17 protein-coding genes are annotated in these 21214 nt (G+C 44.1%); 11 read left to right on the forward strand and 6 right to left on the reverse strand.

The genetic code is table 11. The features are described 5' to 3' along the window. Window positions 1–166: 166 nt before the first annotated feature. Window positions 167–1165, forward strand: a complete 999-nt coding sequence (locus L9Q40_RS01370; RefSeq protein ID WP_498791735.1) for a porin — start codon at window positions 167–169, stop codon at window positions 1163–1165. A 180-nt stretch (window positions 1166–1345) separates the two neighbouring features. Next, window positions 1346–2008 carry a DUF2057 family protein gene (locus L9Q40_RS01375; protein ID WP_498791736.1) on the forward strand — a complete coding sequence of 221 codons (663 nt, stop codon included), beginning with the start codon at window positions 1346–1348 and terminating at the stop codon, window positions 2006–2008. Window positions 2009–2083: 75 nt separating this feature from the next. Here the strand turns inward: L9Q40_RS01375 and L9Q40_RS01380 are convergent, their stop codons facing one another. Beyond that, on the reverse strand, window positions 2084–2785 hold the full coding sequence (locus L9Q40_RS01380) for a pseudouridine synthase (protein WP_498791737.1): 702 nt from the start codon (window positions 2783–2785) through the stop codon (window positions 2084–2086). A gap of 310 nt (window positions 2786–3095) precedes the next feature. Between L9Q40_RS01380 and L9Q40_RS01385 the strand changes: the two genes are divergently transcribed. Next, entirely contained in the window at window positions 3096–5321 is a 2226-nt protein-coding gene (locus L9Q40_RS01385; protein ID WP_498791738.1) for an NADP-dependent isocitrate dehydrogenase, read from the forward strand. 144 nt (window positions 5322–5465) lie between these two features. Here L9Q40_RS01385 and cspD read toward each other — a convergent pair whose 3' ends face one another. After that, window positions 5466–5684 (reverse strand): cold shock domain-containing protein CspD, encoded by a 219-nt coding sequence (gene cspD, locus L9Q40_RS01390; RefSeq protein ID WP_014231319.1) that lies wholly within the window; start codon window positions 5682–5684, stop codon window positions 5466–5468. Window positions 5685–6423: 739 nt separating this feature from the next. On the opposite strand from cspD, the gene clpS reads away from it, so the two are divergent. Both clpS and clpA read left to right on the forward strand, forming a co-directional pair. After that, window positions 6424–6744, forward strand: a complete 321-nt coding sequence (clpS, locus tag L9Q40_RS01395) for an ATP-dependent Clp protease adapter ClpS (protein WP_014231320.1) — start codon at window positions 6424–6426, stop codon at window positions 6742–6744. 48 nt (window positions 6745–6792) lie between these two features. Next, window positions 6793–9063 (forward strand): ATP-dependent Clp protease ATP-binding subunit ClpA, encoded by a 2271-nt coding sequence (gene clpA / locus L9Q40_RS01400; RefSeq protein ID WP_014231321.1) that lies wholly within the window; start codon window positions 6793–6795, stop codon window positions 9061–9063. Between the two features lie 164 nt (window positions 9064–9227). Here clpA and infA read toward each other — a convergent pair whose 3' ends face one another. The 3 genes from infA to aat all read right to left on the reverse strand — a co-directional run bounded on the left by infA (window position 9228) and on the right by aat (window position 10937). Then, a complete protein-coding gene (gene infA / locus L9Q40_RS01405; RefSeq protein ID WP_006075347.1) occupies window positions 9228–9446 on the reverse strand; it encodes a translation initiation factor IF-1 in 219 nt (72 codons plus the stop codon). 82 nt (window positions 9447–9528) lie between these two features. Then, entirely contained in the window at window positions 9529–10230 is a 702-nt protein-coding gene (locus L9Q40_RS01410) for an arginyltransferase (RefSeq protein ID WP_498791739.1), read from the reverse strand. Beyond that, window positions 10227–10937 carry a leucyl/phenylalanyl-tRNA--protein transferase gene (gene aat, locus L9Q40_RS01415; protein ID WP_498791740.1) on the reverse strand — a complete coding sequence of 237 codons (711 nt, stop codon included), beginning with the start codon at window positions 10935–10937 and terminating at the stop codon, window positions 10227–10229. Before aat ends, L9Q40_RS01410 begins: the two co-directional genes overlap by 4 nt. A gap of 39 nt (window positions 10938–10976) precedes the next feature. Between aat and L9Q40_RS01420 the strand changes: the two genes are divergently transcribed. Further along, complete coding sequence (locus tag L9Q40_RS01420) at window positions 10977–11453, forward strand: outer membrane lipoprotein (RefSeq protein ID WP_014231324.1); 477 nt, start codon at window positions 10977–10979, stop codon at window positions 11451–11453. 160 nt (window positions 11454–11613) lie between these two features. Continuing rightward, a complete protein-coding gene (gene aroA / locus L9Q40_RS01425; protein WP_065299388.1) occupies window positions 11614–12894 on the forward strand; it encodes a 3-phosphoshikimate 1-carboxyvinyltransferase in 1281 nt (426 codons plus the stop codon). A 79-nt stretch (window positions 12895–12973) separates the two neighbouring features. Here the strand turns inward: aroA and L9Q40_RS01430 are convergent, their stop codons facing one another. After that, entirely contained in the window at window positions 12974–13222 is a 249-nt protein-coding gene (locus tag L9Q40_RS01430; protein WP_014231326.1) for a YciN family protein, read from the reverse strand. Between the two features lie 423 nt (window positions 13223–13645). Between L9Q40_RS01430 and topA the strand changes: the two genes are divergently transcribed. The 4 genes from topA (at window position 13646) to glgA (ending at window position 21212) form a co-directional block, all read left to right on the forward strand. Further along, a complete protein-coding gene (gene topA / locus L9Q40_RS01435; protein ID WP_498791741.1) occupies window positions 13646–16273 on the forward strand; it encodes a type I DNA topoisomerase in 2628 nt (875 codons plus the stop codon). Between the two features lie 400 nt (window positions 16274–16673). Continuing rightward, window positions 16674–17912 carry an ISL3 family transposase gene (locus L9Q40_RS01440; protein ID WP_498791601.1) on the forward strand — a complete coding sequence of 413 codons (1239 nt, stop codon included), beginning with the start codon at window positions 16674–16676 and terminating at the stop codon, window positions 17910–17912. A 620-nt stretch (window positions 17913–18532) separates the two neighbouring features. After that, window positions 18533–19750, forward strand: a complete 1218-nt coding sequence (gene glgC, locus L9Q40_RS01445; RefSeq protein WP_014231328.1) for a glucose-1-phosphate adenylyltransferase — start codon at window positions 18533–18535, stop codon at window positions 19748–19750. Beyond that, window positions 19740–21212 (forward strand): glycogen synthase GlgA, encoded by a 1473-nt coding sequence (gene glgA, locus L9Q40_RS01450; protein WP_498791742.1) that lies wholly within the window; start codon window positions 19740–19742, stop codon window positions 21210–21212. Before glgC ends, glgA begins: the two co-directional genes overlap by 11 nt. Window positions 21213–21214 lie beyond the last annotated feature (2 nt).

Genomic DNA, 21214 nt, shown 5'->3' on the forward strand with positions numbered 1-21214 from the left:
TTACATTCGAGTTTAGAAAATTTGACAGGCAGAACAATCTTTTGCACTCTAGGTTCAGATTTTGGGAAAGCATTGCGTAACAACCAGTTAACGCTAGCGCTCAAAAAAATAAAAAAAGGGAATTCGGAAAGGATATCCCAAACTAAGAAAAGGCAGTGGATTAATTATGAAAAAGACTCTTTTAGCATTAGCAGTTGCAACTGTATCTACTTCTGCACTTGCTGCAGGCAACATCTACGACGACGGTACTACAGCGTTCAACGTAAAAGGTGAAATCGATACTTACCTAAGTGCTGCTGACACTAAAACTACAGTAGCTGGCGTAGAGACTAAAAATAGTTCTGATGCTGACATCGACCTATGGGCTAAAATCCAGATCGATGCAACACACAAGCTGAACGATAGTGTAACTGCATTCGGTTCTTTCGAAATCGAAAACGGCAACGGTTTTAATGGTTGGGAAGGCAAGTTGGATGATGACCATTCAATGGCAACTGATGACCTTTACTTCGGTTTCAGCGTAGGTGAAAACTTCGGTATCGCTGCTGGTGAAATCGGTGACTTCGGTGATTCTCTAGACGCAATCACTATCGATAACACTAATGAAGGCTTCGGTTACATGGATGACTTCGTTAGCTCTCTAGAGTCTGCTGGCCATGCAGTTTCACTTAAGTACACAACTGGCGGTCTTAAGTTAATTGCTGACTCTTACCTATCTTCTAACGAAGATGAAGATGTTGCATACGGTGTATCTGCTCAGTACGCAATCAACGAAATGTTCACTGTAGGCGCAACTTACCAAGATCAAGGTAACCGTGGCCATGGTGACGATCACCAAATCATGGGTGTAGCAGCACGTCTGAGCATCGCTAACTTCGGCGCAGCAGTGAACTACGTGTCTGAGGACATCGATGGCGCTACTGACCTAGAAACAATTTCAGCTGCTCTAGATTACCAAATCGAAAAAGCACGTCTTTACACTTCATTCGGTTTCACTGAAGGTGACAACGACGAAGAAATCAACTACTACACTGTTGGTGCAGACTACGCAGTTTCTAGCAACATCGCAGCATTCGTAGAATACTCTGATTACGAAAACAAAACAGACAGCAACAACAAGACAGAAGCTGATGGTGCTGTAGCTGGTATGTACTACACATTCTAATAACTTGATATCAAGTTGAATGTAATCCAAAGGTCGCATTTATGCGGCCTTTTTGGTTATATAGGGATTGATTATATAGGTAAGCGGTAAGCGTTATACCCAACTGAGCTTATAGGTATGGTGATATCAGGCTTCGAGATTATTTGGGTATAAAACTTAATGATAAAAAAGGGTTAAATCATGAAACGTACAATTTGGACTTCGATTTTAATGGCGCTTTCTGCGCTGAGTGTCCCTAATGCGTATGCGAATACCAGTTCATTGACGGAACTAGATGCGGCTCAAGGGGTTGAAGTGCTATTTATCAATAGCCAAGATGCAAAACAGATGGATGAACCACTTATGCTTGCGACGGGGTCGAATCAAATCGTATTACGTATGAATACGATGTTAGGTCGAGGTGAAAAGCGTGGTAACTTCACTTCAGCGCCTTATATTCTTACTCTGGATGTTAATGGTGGCGAATTGGAAATCGACGGTCCGCAACTGAACGAGCTAACTCAAGCCAAAAAAGTGTTTGAAGGCGATAAGATTGATTGGAATGTTAGCCTTAACGACAGCGATATAAACTACGACCAAGTAAAAATGGTGGGAAAAAAGGGCACGTTCCCTTATTCAAACCTTGATGAGCAGCTTGCTATTTATAACGCAGCCAACGGCATTAGTTTTGCGGGCAGTGCAATCGCACCCGCTTCCGGCGCGAGTATAGTAAACGGTACGCAGCAGGCAGCGACGTCTGCTGGTCCAGATAGCCTGGAAATGCAAAAAGCGAAAATGACGTATTTGAAATTGTCGCCGAACGAGCGTAAAGCCTTCCGTAAGTGGTTGGTTGACCAACAGTAATCGTACGCACTCAACGTCGATGACTGCTTTTAGAAAGCCAGTAGCTGATGCTACTGGCTTTTTTCATTAGAGTGGCTAGAGCTCTATTTCTTTCCACTCCCCCGGCTGTAGATCGCCTAACTCGATATTCCCCATAGAAAAACGCACCAAACGCAGAGTAGGGAAGCCGATATGAGCGGTCATGCGTCTCACTTGGCGGTTTCTTCCCTCGATGATGGTTATCGCTAACCAGGTGGTAGGAATATTGGCACGGAAGCGCACGGGTGGCGTTCTTTCCCAGATCTCGGGCGCATCCATCACTTCAACTTTCGCTGGTAGCGTCATCCCGTCCTTCAGTTCTACCCCTTTACGCAGTTTATCAAGATCGGCTTCTTCTGGCGCACCATCGACTTGTACCCAGTACGTTTTAGGGGATTTAGATTTAGGCTGTGTTAGTTTTGCCTGCAAAATACCGTCGTTTGTGAGCACCATCAGGCCTTCACTATCACGATCTAATCGACCTGCGGCGTAGACATCTTTTACCGGAATGTAGTTAGCGAGTGTTTTACGTCCATCACCATCAGTAAATTGGCTAAGCGTGTCATAAGGTTTATTAAACACAACCACTTTGCGGTCCTGTGGGTTGATGCGCGGTTTTTGACTTTGTGCTGCTCGGATAGAGAGGCGCTTATTACTCGTTGTGGTACGGGGACGGTCAGACTTTTCAGAACGTTTAAAATGCCCCTCTTTAGATTGATGACTACGACGACCTTTTTCATAACCTGTGCGAGATGACATGTTAACTACCCTACAAAAATGTAAATGAACTGTGTTTGAAAGTTTCAACTTTTCTTATGATCGGATATCATTTGCGCGCCTAAATTTAATAAACGCGCACGGAATGATAGACTATTTCGTGTGAATTGTTTAATTATATCAGTGCACTCATGGATTCAGAGCCCAGCGCTTCAAACTATAACAAAGGGTGCACACCGCATGTTGCGTTATCGAGTTGAATCGTACTTCTCATAAGCGCAGTGCGTCAAAGAAACCAACTCAGAAATTGAGTTGATCAACCAACAAGTTGATTAAAATATAGGGAAATTTCATGCCTACAGAAAAGCCTACAATTATCTACACCATCACTGATGAAGCACCGGCGCTAGCAACTTATTCACTACTACCAATTATCCAATCGTTTACTGCATCGTCTGGCATCAATGTAGATACTCGTGATATTTCACTAGCAGGTCGAATTATCGCTAACTTCCCAGAGCATTTGAAAGAAGAACAACGTATTGGCGATGCGTTGACAGAGCTTGGTAATCTAGCTCAAACACCAGAAGCGAACATCATTAAGCTGCCAAACATTTCTGCATCTATCCCACAGCTACGAGCGGCGATTAAAGAGCTTCAAAGCAAAGGATACGATCTACCAAATTACCCAGATGAGCCAGCGACTTACGAAGAAGAAGCGATTAAAGCAGCTTACGACAAAATTAAGGGTAGTGCAGTAAACCCAGTTCTGCGTGAAGGTAACTCAGACCGTCGTGCTCCGCTTTCTGTTAAGAACTATGCGAAGAAAAACCCTCATTCAATGGGTGCATGGTCTGCGGATTCAAAATCACATGTCGCTAGCATGTCAGGTAATGACTTCTTTGGCAGTGAAAAATCTACCACCGTTTCAGGTGCGACAGATGTAAAAATCGAATTTGTTGGTGCTGACGGTTCGGTTAAAGAACTTAAAGCAGCATTCCCGCTATTAGACAAAGAAGTAATCGATTCTTCAGTAATGAAGAAGAAAGCACTGGTTGAGTTCTTCGAAAAAGAAATTGCTGAAGCAAAAGCACAAGACGTATTGCTGTCTCTACACATGAAAGCGACCATGATGAAGGTTTCTGACCCTGTTATCTTCGGTCACGCTGTAAAAGTGTACTACAAAGACGTATTTGCTAAATACGGTAAGCTATTCGAAGAGCTTGGCGTTGATGTAAATAATGGTCTTGGTGACGTTTACGCAAAAATCGAATCACTACCAGCAGCACAAAAAGAAGAGATTGAAGCGGCAATTCAAGCGGTTTACCAAACTCAGCCTGAACTAGCGATGGTTGATTCTGACCGTGGTATCACCAACCTTCACGTACCAAGCGACATTATTGTTGACGCGTCTATGCCAGCAATGCTTCGCTCTTCTGGTCAAATGTGGGGCCCTGACGGCAAGCAAAAAGATACTAAAGCACTGATTCCTGATCGTTGCTACGCAGGTATTTACCAAGCAGTAATTGATTTCTGTAAAGAGCATGGTGCATTTGATCCAACAACAATGGGCAGCGTTCCAAACGTTGGTCTAATGGCTCAAAAAGCAGAAGAGTACGGTTCTCACGATAAGACATTTATCCTAGATGCAGCTGGTACAGTACGTGTTGTTGATACAGCGGGTCAGGTTCTACTTGAGCAAGCGGTAGAAGAAGGCGACATCTTCCGTATGTGTCAGGTGAAAGATGCTCCAATCCAAGACTGGGTTAAGCTAGCGGTGACTCGTGCTCGCGCAACAGGCGTTCCTGCGGTGTTCTGGCTAGATGAAAACCGTGCACACGATGCAGAGCTTATCAAGAAGGTTAACGCATACCTACCTGATCACGATACTGACGGTTTAGAAATTAAGATTCTGTCACCAGTAGACGCATGTCTGTACTCACTAGAGCGTATCAAAGCAGGTCTGGATACAATTTCTGTTACAGGTAACGTACTACGCGACTACCTAACTGACTTGTTCCCAATTCTTGAGCTTGGTACGTCAGCTAAGATGCTATCAATCGTTCCACTGATGAATGGTGGTGGTCTGTTTGAAACTGGTGCTGGTGGTTCTGCTCCAAAGCACGTTCAGCAAGTTGAAAAAGAAAACCACCTTCGTTGGGATTCTCTTGGTGAATTCCTAGCACTAGCTGCATCTTTAGAGCACCTAAGCGTAGCTACAGGCAATGCGAAAGCACAAGTTCTGGCAGATACACTGGATAAAGCGACAGGTGAGTTCCTGGATAACAACAAGTCACCATCACGTAAAGTGGGTGAGCTGGATAACCGCGGTAGTCACTACTACCTAGCATCATACTGGGCAAAAGCGTTGGCTGAGCAAACAGCGGATGCTGATCTGGCAGCTGAATTTGCACCGATTGCAAAAGCACTATCAGAGCAAGAAGAAGCGATTGTTGCCGAGTTGAACAACGCACAAGGCGTGAAAGGCGAGCTAGGTGGTTACTACCTACTTAATGACTCGTTAACGTCTAAACTAATGCGTCCAAGTGCAATCCTGAACTCAATTATCGATAAGTAATGTGAATCTGACACACCGTGCGCGGTGTGTCGTTCAGATAATAATAAACCCGCTGACTTGGCGGGTTTATTTTTCTCTGCGTAACGATAAACAGTGTTTTATTCTATGTTACGAGAGCAATGGTTTGTTTCTACAGCGCTCTAATCATTTCGCTTGGTCTTCAATTGGCACTACGCTGCTCGCGTGACAACCTTTTGGACCTTTTTCTATCTCGTATGAGACTTGTTGGCCTGCTTTCAGTGTACGATAACCGTCCATCTGGATAGTTGAGTAGTGGGCAAAGATATCTCCTTCTTCTTCGTCAGAACAGATAAACCCAAATCCTTTGGCATTGTTAAACCACTTTACTGTACCTGTAGCCATGCTTTTACATCCCTCATGCATTTTTTACTGATGTTGTTACTTTAATCAAGTTATACCTTTAACTTGAAACTACTATTAACTTTTAACGACTGCTAACAGAAGAATTTCTGTTCGTCCATCGCGTCAATGTGAACCCTCGACTATGCGAGCCTTCGAAATAAAAAAGCTCCGCGCAGATGATGATTTATGCATCAACACTTTCCACTGTAGTCAATCAGTCCACACAGTCAATAGTGTTTCGCAACAAACAGAAACATTATTGAAAACAAATCACTTTTGAGATTAACAATTTTGCAAACACTTTCCTGGCTGTACGTTGATGTTCAGATGTTTTAGCTACTAAATGACAAGTTGAAAAATAGCCATACTATTTGTGTTTGTTATGTTAGTGAAATCCTCTGATTGAATAAAAAATGAAGATTTCGTGATAAATATCGCCTCAAAAATTGGGAAATGTGATCTAATACGGACTGTGCATTGGTATCGCAATCGCAACGTATAAGTAAGAAATCTTAGGGTTGATAGCGGCAATATTTTAAGTAAAAGATCACAGCGTATCGATAAGCATCTTTTATTTGCACCCCCGCAAGAGGTGCATTAGTCTCTATATAGGTAGTAACTTTTATCTATCAAAGTTCTATTTCGGTGTCACTTCTCACTACACCGCGCAGCATGCTTGTGGTAGATTGTTTTTATAGGTCGAAAACATCAACCCTTTGATACGATATCTTTAATTGCCATGAGTAAAAATTTTGAGTGGGTCACTCCAGACTCTGATCTTCTGGAGCGAGAAAGTACAAAAATTCAGCCACCTAAGCTGTATAACGTTGTACTCAACAATGATGACTATACACCTATGGATTTCGTCATAGAGGTACTTGAGCGATTCTTTTCTCATGATATAGATAGAGCGACTCAAATAATGCTCAAGGTACACTATGAAGGAAAGGCAGTTTGTGGGACGTACAGCGCAGAAATTGCCGAGACAAAAGTAGCGCAAGTTACGATGTACGCAAGGGAAAATGAACATCCGTTGCTTTGCACTATGGAGCAAGCGTAAAAAGAAGACTTGCTCGAACAACCCCAGTTGTTTTTTCGGGAGGTACTTATGCTAAACAAAGAACTAGAGTCAAGCCTTAACAGTGCATTTGCTCGTGCGCGCGACAAACGTCACGAGTTTATGACTGTCGAACACCTCCTACTTGCATTGTTGGAAAATGATGCAGCTAAGGAAGCCCTTCTAGCCTGCAAAGCGGATTTAGATGCTTTGCGTAACGAACTCGATATATTCATCGATCAAACTACGCCTCTCATCCCCGAAAGTGATGAGACGCGTGAAACTCAACCGACTTTGAGCTTCCAACGCGTCCTACAACGTGCAGTTTTTCATGTTCAGTCGTCGGGTCGAAATGAAGTGACAGGGGCGAACGTACTTGTTGCTATTTTTAGCGAGCAAGAATCTCATGCTGCTTACCTTCTTAAGAAAAATGATATCTCTCGCCTAGACATCGTCAATTTTATCTCCCACGGCATTACCAAAGCGTCTGGCGCTAGTGAAGATCCATCATCACCAGATTCCTTCAGTTCAGAAAGTACGGATGATTCGAACTCGGAAGAGCGTCTGGAGAGTTTTGCTACCAACTTAAACCAGGTGGCTAAAGCGGGGAATATTGATCCACTAATCGGTCGAGACAAAGAGCTCGAGCGCACTATTCAAGTACTTTGTCGTCGCCGTAAAAACAACCCGTTGCTTGTCGGTGAAGCTGGTGTGGGTAAAACTGCGATTGCAGAAGGCCTGGCGTGGAGAATTGTTGAAGGGCAGGTTCCTGAAGTTATTGAAAACAGCGTAATCTACTCTTTGGACATTGGTTCTTTGCTTGCGGGTACTAAGTATCGCGGTGATTTTGAGAAACGTTTCAAAACCATTTTGAAACAGCTTGAGAAAGAAGAAGACGCTATTCTGTTTATCGATGAAATTCATACAATCATCGGTGCGGGCGCTGCGTCTGGCGGTCAAGTTGATGCGGCAAACTTAATTAAACCTCTGCTTAGCAGCGGTAAGCTTCGTTGTATCGGCTCAACAACGTACCAAGAGTACAGCAACATATTTGAGAAAGAGCGTGCACTATCTCGTCGCTTCCAAAAAATCGATATTGTTGAGCCATCACTCGATGACACAACTAAGATTTTGATGGGACTTAAGCCGAAGTACGAAGCGCACCACGAAGTTCGCTATACAAACAAAGCACTTCGTGCTGCTGTGGAATTATCGGCTAAGTACATTAATGAGCGTCATTTACCTGATAAAGCAATCGACGTTATTGATGAAGCTGGCGCATGCAGCCGCTTGGCTCCAGCAAGTCGACGTAAGAAAACCGTCGGTGTCGCAGACATTGAAGCAATGGTTGCGAAAATGGCTCGCATTCCAGAAAAATCGGTATCTTCTTCGGATAAAGATATTCTGAAGAATCTGGACCGCAAGATGAAAATGCTGGTGTTCGGACAAGACAATGCGATTGATGCATTATCAGAAGCCATCAAGCTTACCCGCGCAGGGTTGGGTGTAGACAATAAACCTGTCGGTTCATTCTTGTTTGCAGGCCCGACAGGTGTTGGTAAAACGGAAGTAACTGTTCAGTTATCTAAACTGCTTGGCATTGAGCTACTGCGTTTTGATATGTCTGAATACGGCGAACGTCATTCGGTGAGCCGTCTGATCGGTGCTCCACCAGGATATGTGGGTTACGACCAAGGTGGCTTGCTCACTGATGCGGTGATCAAACACCCGCACTCTGTGGTTCTGTTGGATGAGATCGAGAAAGCGCATCCAGATATCTTTAACTTGCTATTGCAAGTGATGGATAACGGCACCCTTACCGACAACAACGGTCGTAAAGCGGACTTCCGCAATGTGATTCTTGTCATGACGACCAACGCCGGTGTTGCGGAAACCGAAAAAAAATCGATAGGCTTGATTCAACAAGACAACAGCCATGACGCGATGGCGGAAATTAAGAAAGTATTTACTCCTGAATTCCGTAACCGCCTTGATAACATCATCTGGTTTAACAGCCTGGATGAGACGGTTATCCATCAAGTTGTCGATAAGTTTATCGTTGAGCTTCAAGTACAGCTGGATGCTCGTGGTGTCTCGATGGAAGTCTCTCAAGACGCGCGCCACTGGTTGGCTCACAAGGGTTACGACAAAGCGATGGGTGCTCGTCCAATGGGCCGTGTTATCCAAGAGCAGCTTAAGAAACCTTTGGCGAACGAGCTTCTGTTCGGCTCTTTGGTTAACGGTGGTACCGTGAAGGTTTCACTCGTAAACGATGCTCTGGAATTTGAGTATTTGAGCGAGAAAGAAGCCGCAGTGCACTGATAAACTCTCGGTTCTATGAAACAAAAAAGGATGCGTTAGCATCCTTTTTTAATGAAACTCGGGCAACATGAATCATGCGCGATAGCTCTGCTTGTGATTTATCGACCACAAATAAAAAACGGAGCGTCAGGCTCCGTTTTTTATTTGCATCCGAAAATCAGAGATTAACGAGCACGGAAGACGATGCGGCCTTTAGTTAGGTCGTATGGAGTCATCTCTACAGTTACTTTGTCACCCGTAAGGATACGGATGTAGTTCTTACGCATTTTACCAGAGATATGCGCAGTCACAACGTGACCGTTTTCAAGTTCAACACGGAACATAGTGTTTGGTAGAGTGTCAAGGACAGTGCCTTGCATCTCAATTACGTCTTCTTTAGCCATTTAATCCTCTTTAGAAATTAGGCAAATTTTAGCGGGCTTTATTTTGCCGCTAAATAGTAATTATGTAAAGTTGGAGCGTATTCTACCCTCGCCAACGCTGATTTACTAGCCTTTGGTGGCGTTGAAAGCGTGTTTTATAGTTCATTGCTGGACATTCATCTATCTGATAACCCAAGTATAGCCATTGATGGTTGCTTTTTTGGCAGTACTCTATTTGATACAACACCGCTAATGTACCAAGCGATAGAGGGTAATCAGGGTCGAAAAAGGTATAGAATGCACTCGAACAATGAGGCATGACGTCCGTTACGCCGATGGCAACCAGTTGTTCTGATTCATCGTAGACGTGCAAAAATAGTGTAGTAAGCCAGTTAGTTAGTGCAAAGCGAGCGAACTCATCACGTTTGGGTGGGTACATCGTACCGCTCTTATGACGTTTACAAATGTAGCGACTATAGAGCTCAAACCAGTCAGGATCCATCTGCGGTTTCATTTCCCAACGCAAACCTTGCCCTTTATTAAGCAGGCGTTTCTGACTTTTTGAAGGGGTGAAGTCTTTTATCGCCACACGGATAGGTTGGCACGCGTTGCAGTTCTCACAATGTGGTTTATATATCGTGTCACCACTGCGACGAAAGCCGTTAGCCATCAATAGCTGATAGTTGTTTTCTGTATGTAAATTGTCATCAAGTGCGACCGCAACACGCTCTTGTCGCTCTGGTAGATAGCTACAAGGGTGGTTGTTGGTCAATCCTATGCGAATATGTTGTAGATCCGTGCTCATGATGCTGAATTCCGCAGAACTTGTGGCTCAAAAGTGCCTGAAGCCATTTGCTTTTCTCTTAAAGATAGTAGCTTTTGCATGAACTCGTCCCGATCAAGTTCAAATGCGCCCAGTGATGCTAAATGAGAGTTCATTACCTGACAGTCAATCAACTGACCTTGATTTGATTTAAGGTGATGACACAAATACCACAAAGCCACTTTCGATGCGTTATCCTTTAAACTAAACATAGATTCACCGCAAAATACCTGGCCGACACTTAACCCGTACAAGCCGCCAATCAGTTCATCTTCATGCCATACTTCTACTGAGTGGCAATACCCAAGTTCAGCAAGTTCTATATAAGCCGTTTGCATGTCATCGTTGAGCCATGTTTCACTCTCAGGGCGAGTGGAGGAACAGAGCTGAATCACATTTTGGGTTGCTTGATTTAGGGTGACTTGATAATCATGTTTTCGCTGAAACTTTCTGAGACTTTTTGATGGTTTAAAAGTCGAAGGATCAAAGACCGCACGAGGAGAAGGGCTCCACCAAAGTATAGGCTCACCAGGTCCGTACCAAGGAAAAATCCCCTGGTGATAGCCCTTGAGTATTCTCATCGGGTTCAAGTCGCCACCAAAAGCCAGGAGCCCATTAGGGTCGCTCAGTGCTTTATAGGGAGAGGGGAAGGTGAATGCCTTACCAAGTTCAGTTAAATAGATTGCCATAAAAAGTCATTACCAACATTTGAGCCAGAGGAGTTTATGATGACGCGAACACGAAATAGAGCGAAATTGTGGTTTTGGATCATACTGCTTTTACCATTTTTCGCCAATGCAGCTTACGAAAGAAATGTGGCAAAGCCCGTCAACGAAGTTGTCTATGGAAAAGTGGATTCTGTTCGTTATATCACGCAGCAAGAGGTTGTTAAATCAAAAAATAATGGCTGGAAAACGTTACTAGGTGCAACAATTGGTGGGTTGGTCGGAAACCAGTTTGGTGGCGGAACAGGTAAAGAAGTGGCGACCGCCGTTGGTGCGCTTACTGGCGCAGCTGTCGCACAAAATCAAAGTACTGAGCAATACACGGTTGAATCTCAGTTGGTTGAACTTTTGATAAAGGTTGATGGCGACAAACTTATCAATGTTATTCAAGACGTTGATAGAAATATGTTATTTGGCCGCGGCGACGAGGTTCGTATTTTGTATTTTGATGACGGCGTCCGGGTTGACATGGTCTATTAGGCCCTAGTTTTCAGGCAAATAGATACGCTGACTAATTATTCATAAATTAGCGTAGATTTGCTCTGGTTTTGTATTGGTTTTTTGGTTAGTCTGAATCCACGAAGAATTGTTCAGCTCTCAAAAAACGTGAACTGAGAGCACAAAGGATTATCAACTTTCAATGGAAAGCCTAACGTTACAACCAATCAATAAAATCCAAGGGGAAGTGAATCTTCCAGGATCAAAAAGCGTCTCTAACCGAGCTCTTTTGCTAGCTGCTTTAGCAAAAGGCACGACTCGCCTGACCAACCTTCTAGATAGTGACGACATCCGTCATATGCTCAACGCCCTTAACACGCTTGGTGTTCAATATCAGTTGTCTGAAGACAAAACCGAGTGTGTTGTGGAAGGACTTGGCCAACCATTCTCAGTGTCAGAGCCTGTAGAGCTGTTTTTAGGCAATGCTGGCACGGCAATGCGCCCTCTAGCGGCTGCGCTTTGTCTTGGTGAAGGTGAGTATGTTTTGACCGGTGAGCCTCGTATGAAAGAGCGCCCAATTGGTCACCTCGTTACTGCATTACAAGATGCTGGTGCAGATATCGAATACCTCGAAAATGAAAACTACCCGCCATTGAAAATTGTGGGAACGGGTTTGAAGTCAGGTACGGTATCGATTGATGGTTCCATTTCGAGTCAGTTTTTAACTGCTTTCCTTATGTCTGCGCCACTCGCTGAAGGCGAAGTGCGCATCAATATCGAAGGTGACTTGGTGTCTAAGCCGTACATCGATATCACGCTGCATATCATGAAGCAGTTTGGCGTTAATGTAATCAACAATGATTATCAGGAATTTGTTATTCCTGCCGGCCAGCATTACGTTGCACCTGGGGATTTTCTCGTGGAAGGTGACGCTTCTTCAGCGTCTTACTTCCTGGCGGCTGCGGCGATCAAAGGTGGCGAAGTTAAAGTTACCGGTATTGGCAAAAACAGTATTCAGGGTGACATTCAATTTGCAGATGCGCTTGAAAAAATGGGCGCTGAAATTGAATGGGGCGATGACTATGTGATTGCTCGTGCGGGTAAACTGAAAGGTATTGATATGGATTATAACCATATCCCTGACGCGGCGATGACGATTGCAACCACGGCTCTTTTTGCAGAAGGTACGACAGCGATTCGCAATGTTTACAACTGGCGCGTAAAAGAAACCGACCGTTTGTCTGCGATGGCGACTGAACTTCGTAAAGTTGGCGCTGAAGTGGAAGAGGGTGAGGATTACATCATCGTTAAGCCAGTTCCTCAGCTCAAACATGCTGCGATCGACACCTATGATGACCACCGAATGGCGATGTGTTTTTCACTGGTTGCATTGAGTGATACACCTGTGACCATCAACGATCCGAAATGTACATCGAAGACATTCCCGGACTACTTCGACAAGCTTAAATCGCTTAGTTGCTAGTAAGTATTCCACATAAATAAACAGATAAAAAACCAGAGTCAATGTGGCTCTGGTTTTTCTTTTTTAGGGGCTTGTTTGACTATTTTTTCAGCGTAAATTCTTTTGAAAGATGATGCGCTAGATACTTAAACATATTGAAAACGGCAGTCGTGTTTGCCGTTGGTAATCCTTTCTCATCAAGAAAGTATTCCCCTTTAAAGACTAAAACGTCGTCTTTTTCTTCTACGCTTGTCGCGCGCATACCCTCAATGTAATCATCGTGCTCTTGGATGATTTGGTTAGCGATTAAAAGAAGGTCAAATTCTTCAATAAATTTTCTATCAGACATAACGTTCCCGTCATTCATAACAATCTCAGAGCGAAGAAGTATACCTATTATTAACAGGGGATTATACCCAATGGAATGCAATTAAAGGTTACTCTCGAGCGACGGGTTTTCATCGTAGTCACCTAAGGTTGCGGATAATAGACGAAAGTTATTTTGTGATGGGTAACAAAATTTCCTTAATTCGATTAGCAGTAGCAAACTTTGCCTGTTTAGATATGCCGACCAGACCTTTCAAAGCCCTGTCTGTTTGAAGTATAAAGACGATGAATTGTCAACCGATCGGATCTGAATTGCAAAAAAGCAGTTGATCTTCTTTTCATCTCGCACAATAGTAAAAAAAGAAGCAATGAAATAGAACATTATGCGGGTGACTTCCAAGTCAGGGGTTTACCCGCATTATTATGAAGGACGTTAGAGTCAGTTATGGGTAAATCACTCGTTATAGTGGAGTCACCAGCCAAGGCAAAGACAATAAATAAGTACCTTGGTAAAGACTTTGTTGTTAAGTCTAGTGTTGGTCATGTGCGTGATCTGCCTACGGCCGGCCAAAGCACTGGTGAGAAAGCAGCTGCCATTTCAACTAAAGGGATGAGTGCTGAAGAGAAAGCACGAGTCAAAAAAGAGAAAGATCGTAAAGCGCTGATCAAAAAAATGGGGATCAACCCATATCACGACTGGGAAGCGAATTATCAGATTCTTCCTGGCAAAGAAAAAGTAGTTGGCGAATTACAAAAATTAGCCAAAGATGCTGATTACGTCTATCTCGCAACCGATTTGGACCGCGAGGGGGAAGCAATCGCATGGCACCTTCGTGAGATCATCGGTGGCGATGAAGAGCGATACAAACGAGTTGTTTTTAACGAAATTACGAAAAATGCTATCCAGCAAGCTTTCCAGACGCCTGGTGAGCTAAATATGGATGGCGTAAACGCGCAGCAAGCCCGTCGATTCATGGACCGCGTGGTTGGCTTCATGGTCTCTCCATTACTATGGAAGAAAGTTGCTCGTGGCTTGTCTGCAGGCCGTGTTCAGTCGGTAGCGGTTAAGTTGCTGGTAGAGCGTGAGCGCGAAATCAACGCATTTGTGCCGGAAGAATTCTGGGACATCCACGCAAACACCAAGACCAAAGACAAAGCGGATTTCAAACTGTTGGTTGCTCAGAAAGACGGCGTAGCGTTTAAGCCAGTTAACGAGGCAGAAACCAAAGCAGCGATGTCTGTGCTGGAAAATGCTAGCTACGAAGTTTGCAAGCGTGAAGACCGACCAACGAAAAGTAAGCCGTCAGCGCCTTACATCACTTCGACTCTGCAGCAAGCGGCAAGTACCCGTTTAGGCTACGGCGTTAAGAAGACCATGATGCTGGCTCAACGCTTGTATGAGGCGGGTTACATCACCTATATGCGTACTGACTCAACTAACTTGAGTGCAGAAGCTGTGGATGCTGTCCGTGACTTCATCGGTTCTGAGTTTGGTGACAAGTACCTTCCAGCTTCACCGTTAAAATACGGCAGCAAAGAAGGGGCTCAAGAAGCGCACGAAGCGATTCGACCGTCTAGCGTGGATGTGAAAGCAGAAGATCTGCAAGGTGTCGACGCAGACGCTCATAAGCTTTACGCATTAATTTGGAACCAGTTCGTTGCGTGTCAAATGACGCCAGCAGAATACGATTCCACAACCATCAGCGTCAAAGCCGAAGAGTTCACATTAAAAGCCAAAGGTCGCATCCTGAAGTTTGACGGTTGGACGCGCGTACAACGTCCAATGGGCAAAAACGAGGACACAATCCTTCCTGCGGTGCAGCTTGGCGATAAGTTGAACCTAGAGTCACTTGACCCGAAACAGCACTTTACCAAGCCGCCAGCACGCTTTACAGAAGCTGCACTGGTTAAAGAACTTGAAAAGCGTGGTATTGGCCGTCCATCGACTTACGCGTCTATCATCTCGACGATTCAGGATCGTGGCTACGTGAAAGTCGACCAGCGTCGATTCTACGCAGAGAAAATGGGTGAGATCGTTACAGACCGTCTGGACGATAGCTTTAATGATTTGATGAACTACGACTTTACCGCGCGTATGGAACAGAAGCTGGACCAAATCGCAGAAGGCGAAGTCAACTGGAAATCAGTACTGGACAACTTCTTTACCGACTTCACCGGTGACCTTGAAAAAGCCGACCTGGATGAGTCTGAAGGTGGTATGAAGCTTAACCACATTGTGATGACAGACATCGAATGTCCGACATGTGGCCGCCCAATGGGTATTCGTACAGCATCCACCGGCGTATTCCTAGGTTGTTCGGGTTATGCACTGCCACCTAAAGAGCGTTGCAAAACTACCATCAACTTAGGCGATGAAGAAGGCATCATCAACGTCTTAGAAGAAGACGTAGAAACCGCAGCGCTACGTGCCAAGAAACGTTGTCCAATCTGTGAAACAGCGATGGACGCGTACCTAATCGACGATAAACGTAAGATGCACGTTTGTGGTAACAACCCAAATTGTGAAGGTTACATCGTTGAATACGGTGAGTTTAAAGTTAAAGGCTATGATGGACCGGTTGTTGAGTGTGACAAGTGTGGTTCTGACATGGTGCTTAAGAATGGTCGCTTCGGTAAATACATGGATTGCACGAGCGAGACATGCAAAAACACCCGCAAGATTCTAAGGAACGGTGAAGTCGCGCCGCCGAAAGAAGATCCAGTGCACTTCCCTGAACTGCCATGCGAAAACTCGGACGCTTACTTTGTGTTGCGTGATGGGGCATCTGGTCTGTTTATGGCAGCCAGCAACTTCCCTAAATCACGCGAAACGCGAGCGCCACTTGTTTCAGAGCTAACGCTTTACGAAGAACGCTTACCAGAGAAGTTCAAATATCTCGCGACAGCACCACAGGAAGACCCTGATGGCCGTCCGGCAGTGGTTCGTTTTAGCCGTAAAACGAAAGAGAACTACGTTCGCTCTGAAGAGAACGGCAAGCCAAGCGGTTGGACTGCGCTTTATGTCGATGGAAAATGGGAAGTCACCGATAAACGTAAAAAAGCCAAAGCTTAAACGTGTTCAGTAAATAAAAAGGCAGCGAATTCGCTGCCTTTTTATTATTGGTTCCAAATTACCTTCTCTGATTTTGGCGATATTTCATCCTCACACCTTTAGCCTCACAATTTTTACAAATCTTTATCTTCAGGTTTGTCTCATTCATTTTTTAGCAACATGTGTGTCGTAGCGTGAAGCTTAGAATCGTATGATATTTACAAGCGTTCGATACAGCGCGAATAAACCGTGCATATTTACGTCGCTAACTATGTAGTGTTTTCGTTCGTAAATTGTTTTCAGAGTGTAATCTATTACATTTTCGGCTCTTCTCCGCTTTCATGAGTCAAACAACATCAATGAACCTATCATAATCACATGATTTATAATGCTTATTTTTATTATAAGTTTGTAGTGTATTTTGTCGTCTTTGTATTCCTCGTTGTTTTGCTTTAAAGGTCAGTGTGTCGAATCTTGTTCAATAGAAGAAGTGTCCCAATCAGTTTTCGTTCGTTGCCGTCGAGACCGAAGATATAAGGTCAAAGATCCAATCACAGGTGCAACCTGCACCGTAGACCACTATGTCAAAAGACGACTTCAGGATCTGCCTGTTAGCGGACGGCCATGCACGATAGAAGTTGAACTGGCTAAAACCAGAGATAAAGACGGAAGACGGCTAATTGAAGATACTGACTATGTCTCTAAAGGAGGTCGCTATACCGCTCGCTTTTGCAAGTTTATCAGTGGATTATGCCGCCACATGAGCATACATGCCGTGTCTCAGCATTTAGGTATTCGGTGGGAAACAGTCAAAAACATCGATAGAGAATACTTGCGTTCAAGCCTGCCAGCTTTAGAACCCGAGAAACTAAAGAACTTACTCCACATTGGCGTTGATGAAGTAGCTAGAGCTAAACGACACGATTATATGACCGTCGTTTACGACCTTGTTTCTGGTCATTTAATTTGGGTAGAACATGGACGAAAAGCAGAAGTCCTTATCTCATTTTTCGAGCAACTATCAGAGGAAACAAAGGCTGGAATTAAAGCGGTATCAATGGATATGGGGCAAGCTTACCAATCAGCGGTAAGAAAAATGTTACCTCATGCAGACATCGTTTTTGACCGATTCCATGTGATGCAAAACTACTGCATTTTAATCAGAAAAGAGAGAGCGAAAGCTTTTAGGATTGGCTCGCACGATGAGAAAAGGATGCTTAAAGGCACACTCTTCCTCCTACTGAAAAATGCACAGAAATTGGATGACAAGCAGTCTGACAGACTCGACGATTTACTTGAGAGTAACAAGACGTTGTGCGTGATTTATATGCTAAAAGAGCAGCTACAAGCGATATGGGATGAGCCTTGTTACGAGACCATGACAGCCGCTCTTGAAGCTTGGTGCCGTCTAGCAAAGTCAACTCGGATAATGTCACTAAGCAGCTTTGCAGACTCAATATTAGAAAGAAAAGTAGGTATCTGTAACTACGCAAAATACAAGCTGACCAACGCTCGGGTTGAGGCTGGCAATGTATCTATAGGGTTACTCAGACGAAGAGCCAGAGGAGTAAGAGATACAGATTATTTTAAGTTGAAGATCAGACAAACATCGGTTCCTGATACCCACTCAACTTTTTACCCAAATATCAAGCTCACCTAAGCGGAGAAGAACCCATTTTCTAATGTGATCTGAATATCGTATCGAGTAAGTCGTGCCTACCTTATACACAGAATGACGTATTTTAAATTGTAATTAAGGTTCAAATTAGATAGTTTATTACAAAACAAATGCAACAAAATGCATTTAAATCGGTGGTCGACAGATAAGAATATTTTAGGGTGTGTTGTTTCGTGATGATATCGGTATCTCGTTATTAGGCATTAATACAAATAATGTCGTGGATTTGTCATTTTTTAATTGAGAAGCAAATCACGATTTAGAGTTGCCAAATATCGATAGCTCAATGGATGTGGGCTAGGTACCTATACTAAAAAAGTGCTGACTCTTTGTTGAAAAGAAAATGGAATAGAGCCCCCTTAAACCCTCTTTTTCGCGTTTAAAACTAAAACGAATTTTTGAACTGAGATAAAACGCAAACGCGCTCCACGAAAAGTTAACACACCCTGTAATTTGGCAGAGCAATGCCGAAACTTTTTAATCCACATGATAGGTGCTCAGAGAAGTACTGAATGTGGCTGACAATGTGTTCACTTGATTCCCCACAATACGTTCAATTAAGTGAGCATCCATTCCAAGCTATAACGATACGGAGAACAACAATGGCTGGTGTTTTGGGAATGATTCTTGCTGGCGGTGAAGGCTCACGTTTGAGACCTTTAACTGAATCTCGCAGTAAACCTGCAGTACCTTTTGGTGGTAGCTATCGTCTGATTGACTTTGCACTCAACAACTTCGTCAATGCGGATTTAATGCGCATTTACGTGCTGACCCAATTTAAATCGCAATCCCTGTTTTATCATTTAAAAAAAGGATGGAACATCAACGGAATCACTGATCGTTTCATCGACCCGATTCCTGCTCAGATGCGTACCGGCAAGCGTTGGTATGAGGGCACGGCAGATGCTATCTATCAGAACCTTCGTTTTATGGAAATGGAAGAGCCAGACCAAGTTTGTATTTTTGGTTCTGACCATATCTACAAAATGGACATTAAGCAGATGCTGGATTTCCATATCAGCAAGCAAGCTTCATTGACCGTATCGGCTCTGCGTATGCCACTAAAAGAAGCTTCTCAGTTCGGTGTTATCGAAGTGGATAGTGAAGGGCGCATGATTGGCTTTGAAGAAAAGCCAGAAAATCCTAAGTCGATTCCTGGCGAGCCTGACTACGCGCTTGTCTCAATGGGGAATTATGTCTTTGAAGCGAAAGAACTGTTTTCTGAGTTGATCGAAGATGCGAGCAACGAAGAATCTTCCCATGACTTTGGTAAAGACATTATTCCAAAAATGTTCCCACGTGGGGATGTGTTTGTTTATGACTTTAGCACCAACAAGATCAATGGTGAGAAAGAGCAAGTTTATTGGCGAGATGTCGGTACGATTGATGCCTACTGGCAAGCACATATGGACTTGCTAGAAAAAGATGCACCATTTTCTCTATATAACCGTAAATGGCCACTGCATACCTATTACCCGCCTTTACCACCTGCAACGTTCACGGATTCAGACAACGGTCGTGTCCAAATTATCGATAGCCTGGTGTGTAATGGCAGCTATATTCGAGGCTCCCGTATAGAGAAATCTGTACTTGGTTTCAGAAGTAATATTGCATCTGCATGCGATATCAGCGAATGTATACTCCTTGGTGACGTTAAAATCGGTGAAGGCTGTGTTTTACGTCGAGTAATAGTGGACAAGAACGCTGATATTGCACCCGGCACACAGATTGGAGTGAACCTTCAGGAAGACAAGAAGTACTTCCACGTGTCGGATGACGGTATTGTTGTTATTCCTAAAGGAGCACGAGTTGGCTACTAACAACTTATCTATTCTGTTTGTAGCGTCTGAAGTCGAAGGATTGATTAAAAGTGGTGGCTTGGCTGATGTAGCCAAGGCACTGCCTGAAGCGCTCCACGGACTTCAGCAAGATGTACGTATTACCATTCCCGCATACAATGGTATTGAAAGGCTTTCTGAAGCGGAGGTGTTGTTAGAGACGCAGCTAACCTCGTGGCCGCATACAGAATATCGAGTATTAAGGCTGTATCTCGGTGATACGCCAGTTTATTTGATTGATTGCCAGCCGTATTTCAACCGCCCATCAATGTACGCTGAGAACAACGAAGCGTATTCAGATAATGGTGAGCGATTCGCCTTTTTCAGCGCAGCTTGCTTAGACATGCTACCTAAGCTGGATTTCCGACCTGACATCGTACATGCCAATGACTGGCATACTGGCCTTGTGCCATTTTTGTTGAAGCATCGATACGGATCTGACCCATTTTATGCAAATATTCGCAGCGTGATCTCGATTCACAACGCAGTATTTAAAGGGGTATTTAGCTATGATGAGGTGCAATGCCTGCCTGAGTTTCACAGCAGAAGTGTACCCGATGCAGCCGTCAGTTCAACGCACATTGCGATGCTCAAGGCGGGCGTGTTAAACGCTGACAAAATCAACGCAGTAAGCCCTACCTATGCTGAAGAGTTACAGACAGAGCTTGGTAGTCATGGCATGGCGTGGGAGTTCCAACAACGAGCTAAAGATTTAGTTGGTATACTCAACGGTTGTGATTACAGCGCCTGGAATCCTAAAACCGATGCTTATCTGCCGTTGAACTACGAACCTAATCACCAAAGCATGGTTGAAGGCAAAAGTGCGTGTAAAAAAGCGCTACAGCAACGTCTGAACCTAGCCGAGAAAGACTGTGCGATGTTTGGCATGGTTTGTCGCCTGACAATGCAGAAAGGACTGCATTATTTACTGCCAGCGTTGACGGACTTCCTCAAGCACGACGTGCAATTAGTTGTTGTCGGAACCGGTGATCCAGTTCTTGCTACGCATTTAGAAGAAGTCGCTGAACAGTTCCCAGATAAGTTTGTCTTTGTTGACGCCTATGACAATGAGCTTGCTCATTTGGTTGAGGCTGGATCTGATTTCTTTTTGATGCCGTCTGAGTTTGAGCCATGTGGACTTAATCAGATTTACAGCATGGCTTATGGCACGTTACCGATTGTGCGAGGCGTAGGCGGCCTAAAAGACAGCGTGAACGATTATGATGTTGACTCGTCTGATGCAACGGGTTTTGTGTTTTATGATCCAACACCGCAAGCCTTGTTGTTAACCATGCTTAGGGCACTGTTGCTGTATACGCAAAATAATGCCGAAGTAAAACGAGTTCAACTGCATGCAATGCAACAGGACTTTTGCTGGCGCAAAGCAGCGGAAGAATATTTGGAACTCTACCATTCTGCGTTAAAGTCAATTAGCCTTGCCTAAAA

Origin of the sequence: Allocatenococcus thiocycli (genome assembly GCF_921292965.1) — a bacterium.
Classification (GTDB): Bacteria; Pseudomonadota; Gammaproteobacteria; order Enterobacterales; family Vibrionaceae; genus Vibrio; species Vibrio natriegens.

What these genes read in the sequence shown, in the direction of transcription:
- L9Q40_RS01370 (WP_498791735.1), top strand. Translation starts at nt 167, where the DNA reads ATGAAAAAGACTCTTTTAGCATTAGCAGTTGCAACTGTATCTACTTCT.
- L9Q40_RS01375 (WP_498791736.1), top strand. Translation starts at nt 1,346, where the DNA reads ATGAAACGTACAATTTGGACTTCGATTTTAATGGCGCTTTCTGCGCTG.
- L9Q40_RS01380 (WP_498791737.1), bottom strand. Translation starts at nt 2,785, where the DNA reads ATGTCATCTCGCACAGGTTATGAAAAAGGTCGTCGTAGTCATCAATCT.
- L9Q40_RS01385 (WP_498791738.1), top strand. Translation starts at nt 3,096, where the DNA reads ATGCCTACAGAAAAGCCTACAATTATCTACACCATCACTGATGAAGCA.
- cspD (WP_014231319.1), bottom strand. Translation starts at nt 5,684, where the DNA reads ATGGCTACAGGTACAGTAAAGTGGTTTAACAATGCCAAAGGATTTGGG.
- clpS (WP_014231320.1), top strand. Translation starts at nt 6,424, where the DNA reads ATGAGTAAAAATTTTGAGTGGGTCACTCCAGACTCTGATCTTCTGGAG.
- clpA (WP_014231321.1), top strand. Translation starts at nt 6,793, where the DNA reads ATGCTAAACAAAGAACTAGAGTCAAGCCTTAACAGTGCATTTGCTCGT.
- infA (WP_006075347.1), bottom strand. Translation starts at nt 9,446, where the DNA reads ATGGCTAAAGAAGACGTAATTGAGATGCAAGGCACTGTCCTTGACACT.
- L9Q40_RS01410 (WP_498791739.1), bottom strand. Translation starts at nt 10,230, where the DNA reads ATGAGCACGGATCTACAACATATTCGCATAGGATTGACCAACAACCAC.
- aat (WP_498791740.1), bottom strand. Translation starts at nt 10,937, where the DNA reads ATGGCAATCTATTTAACTGAACTTGGTAAGGCATTCACCTTCCCCTCT.
- L9Q40_RS01420 (WP_014231324.1), top strand. Translation starts at nt 10,977, where the DNA reads ATGACGCGAACACGAAATAGAGCGAAATTGTGGTTTTGGATCATACTG.
- aroA (WP_065299388.1), top strand. Translation starts at nt 11,614, where the DNA reads ATGGAAAGCCTAACGTTACAACCAATCAATAAAATCCAAGGGGAAGTG.
- L9Q40_RS01430 (WP_014231326.1), bottom strand. Translation starts at nt 13,222, where the DNA reads ATGTCTGATAGAAAATTTATTGAAGAATTTGACCTTCTTTTAATCGCT.
- topA (WP_498791741.1), top strand. Translation starts at nt 13,646, where the DNA reads ATGGGTAAATCACTCGTTATAGTGGAGTCACCAGCCAAGGCAAAGACA.
- glgC (WP_014231328.1), top strand. Translation starts at nt 18,533, where the DNA reads ATGGCTGGTGTTTTGGGAATGATTCTTGCTGGCGGTGAAGGCTCACGT.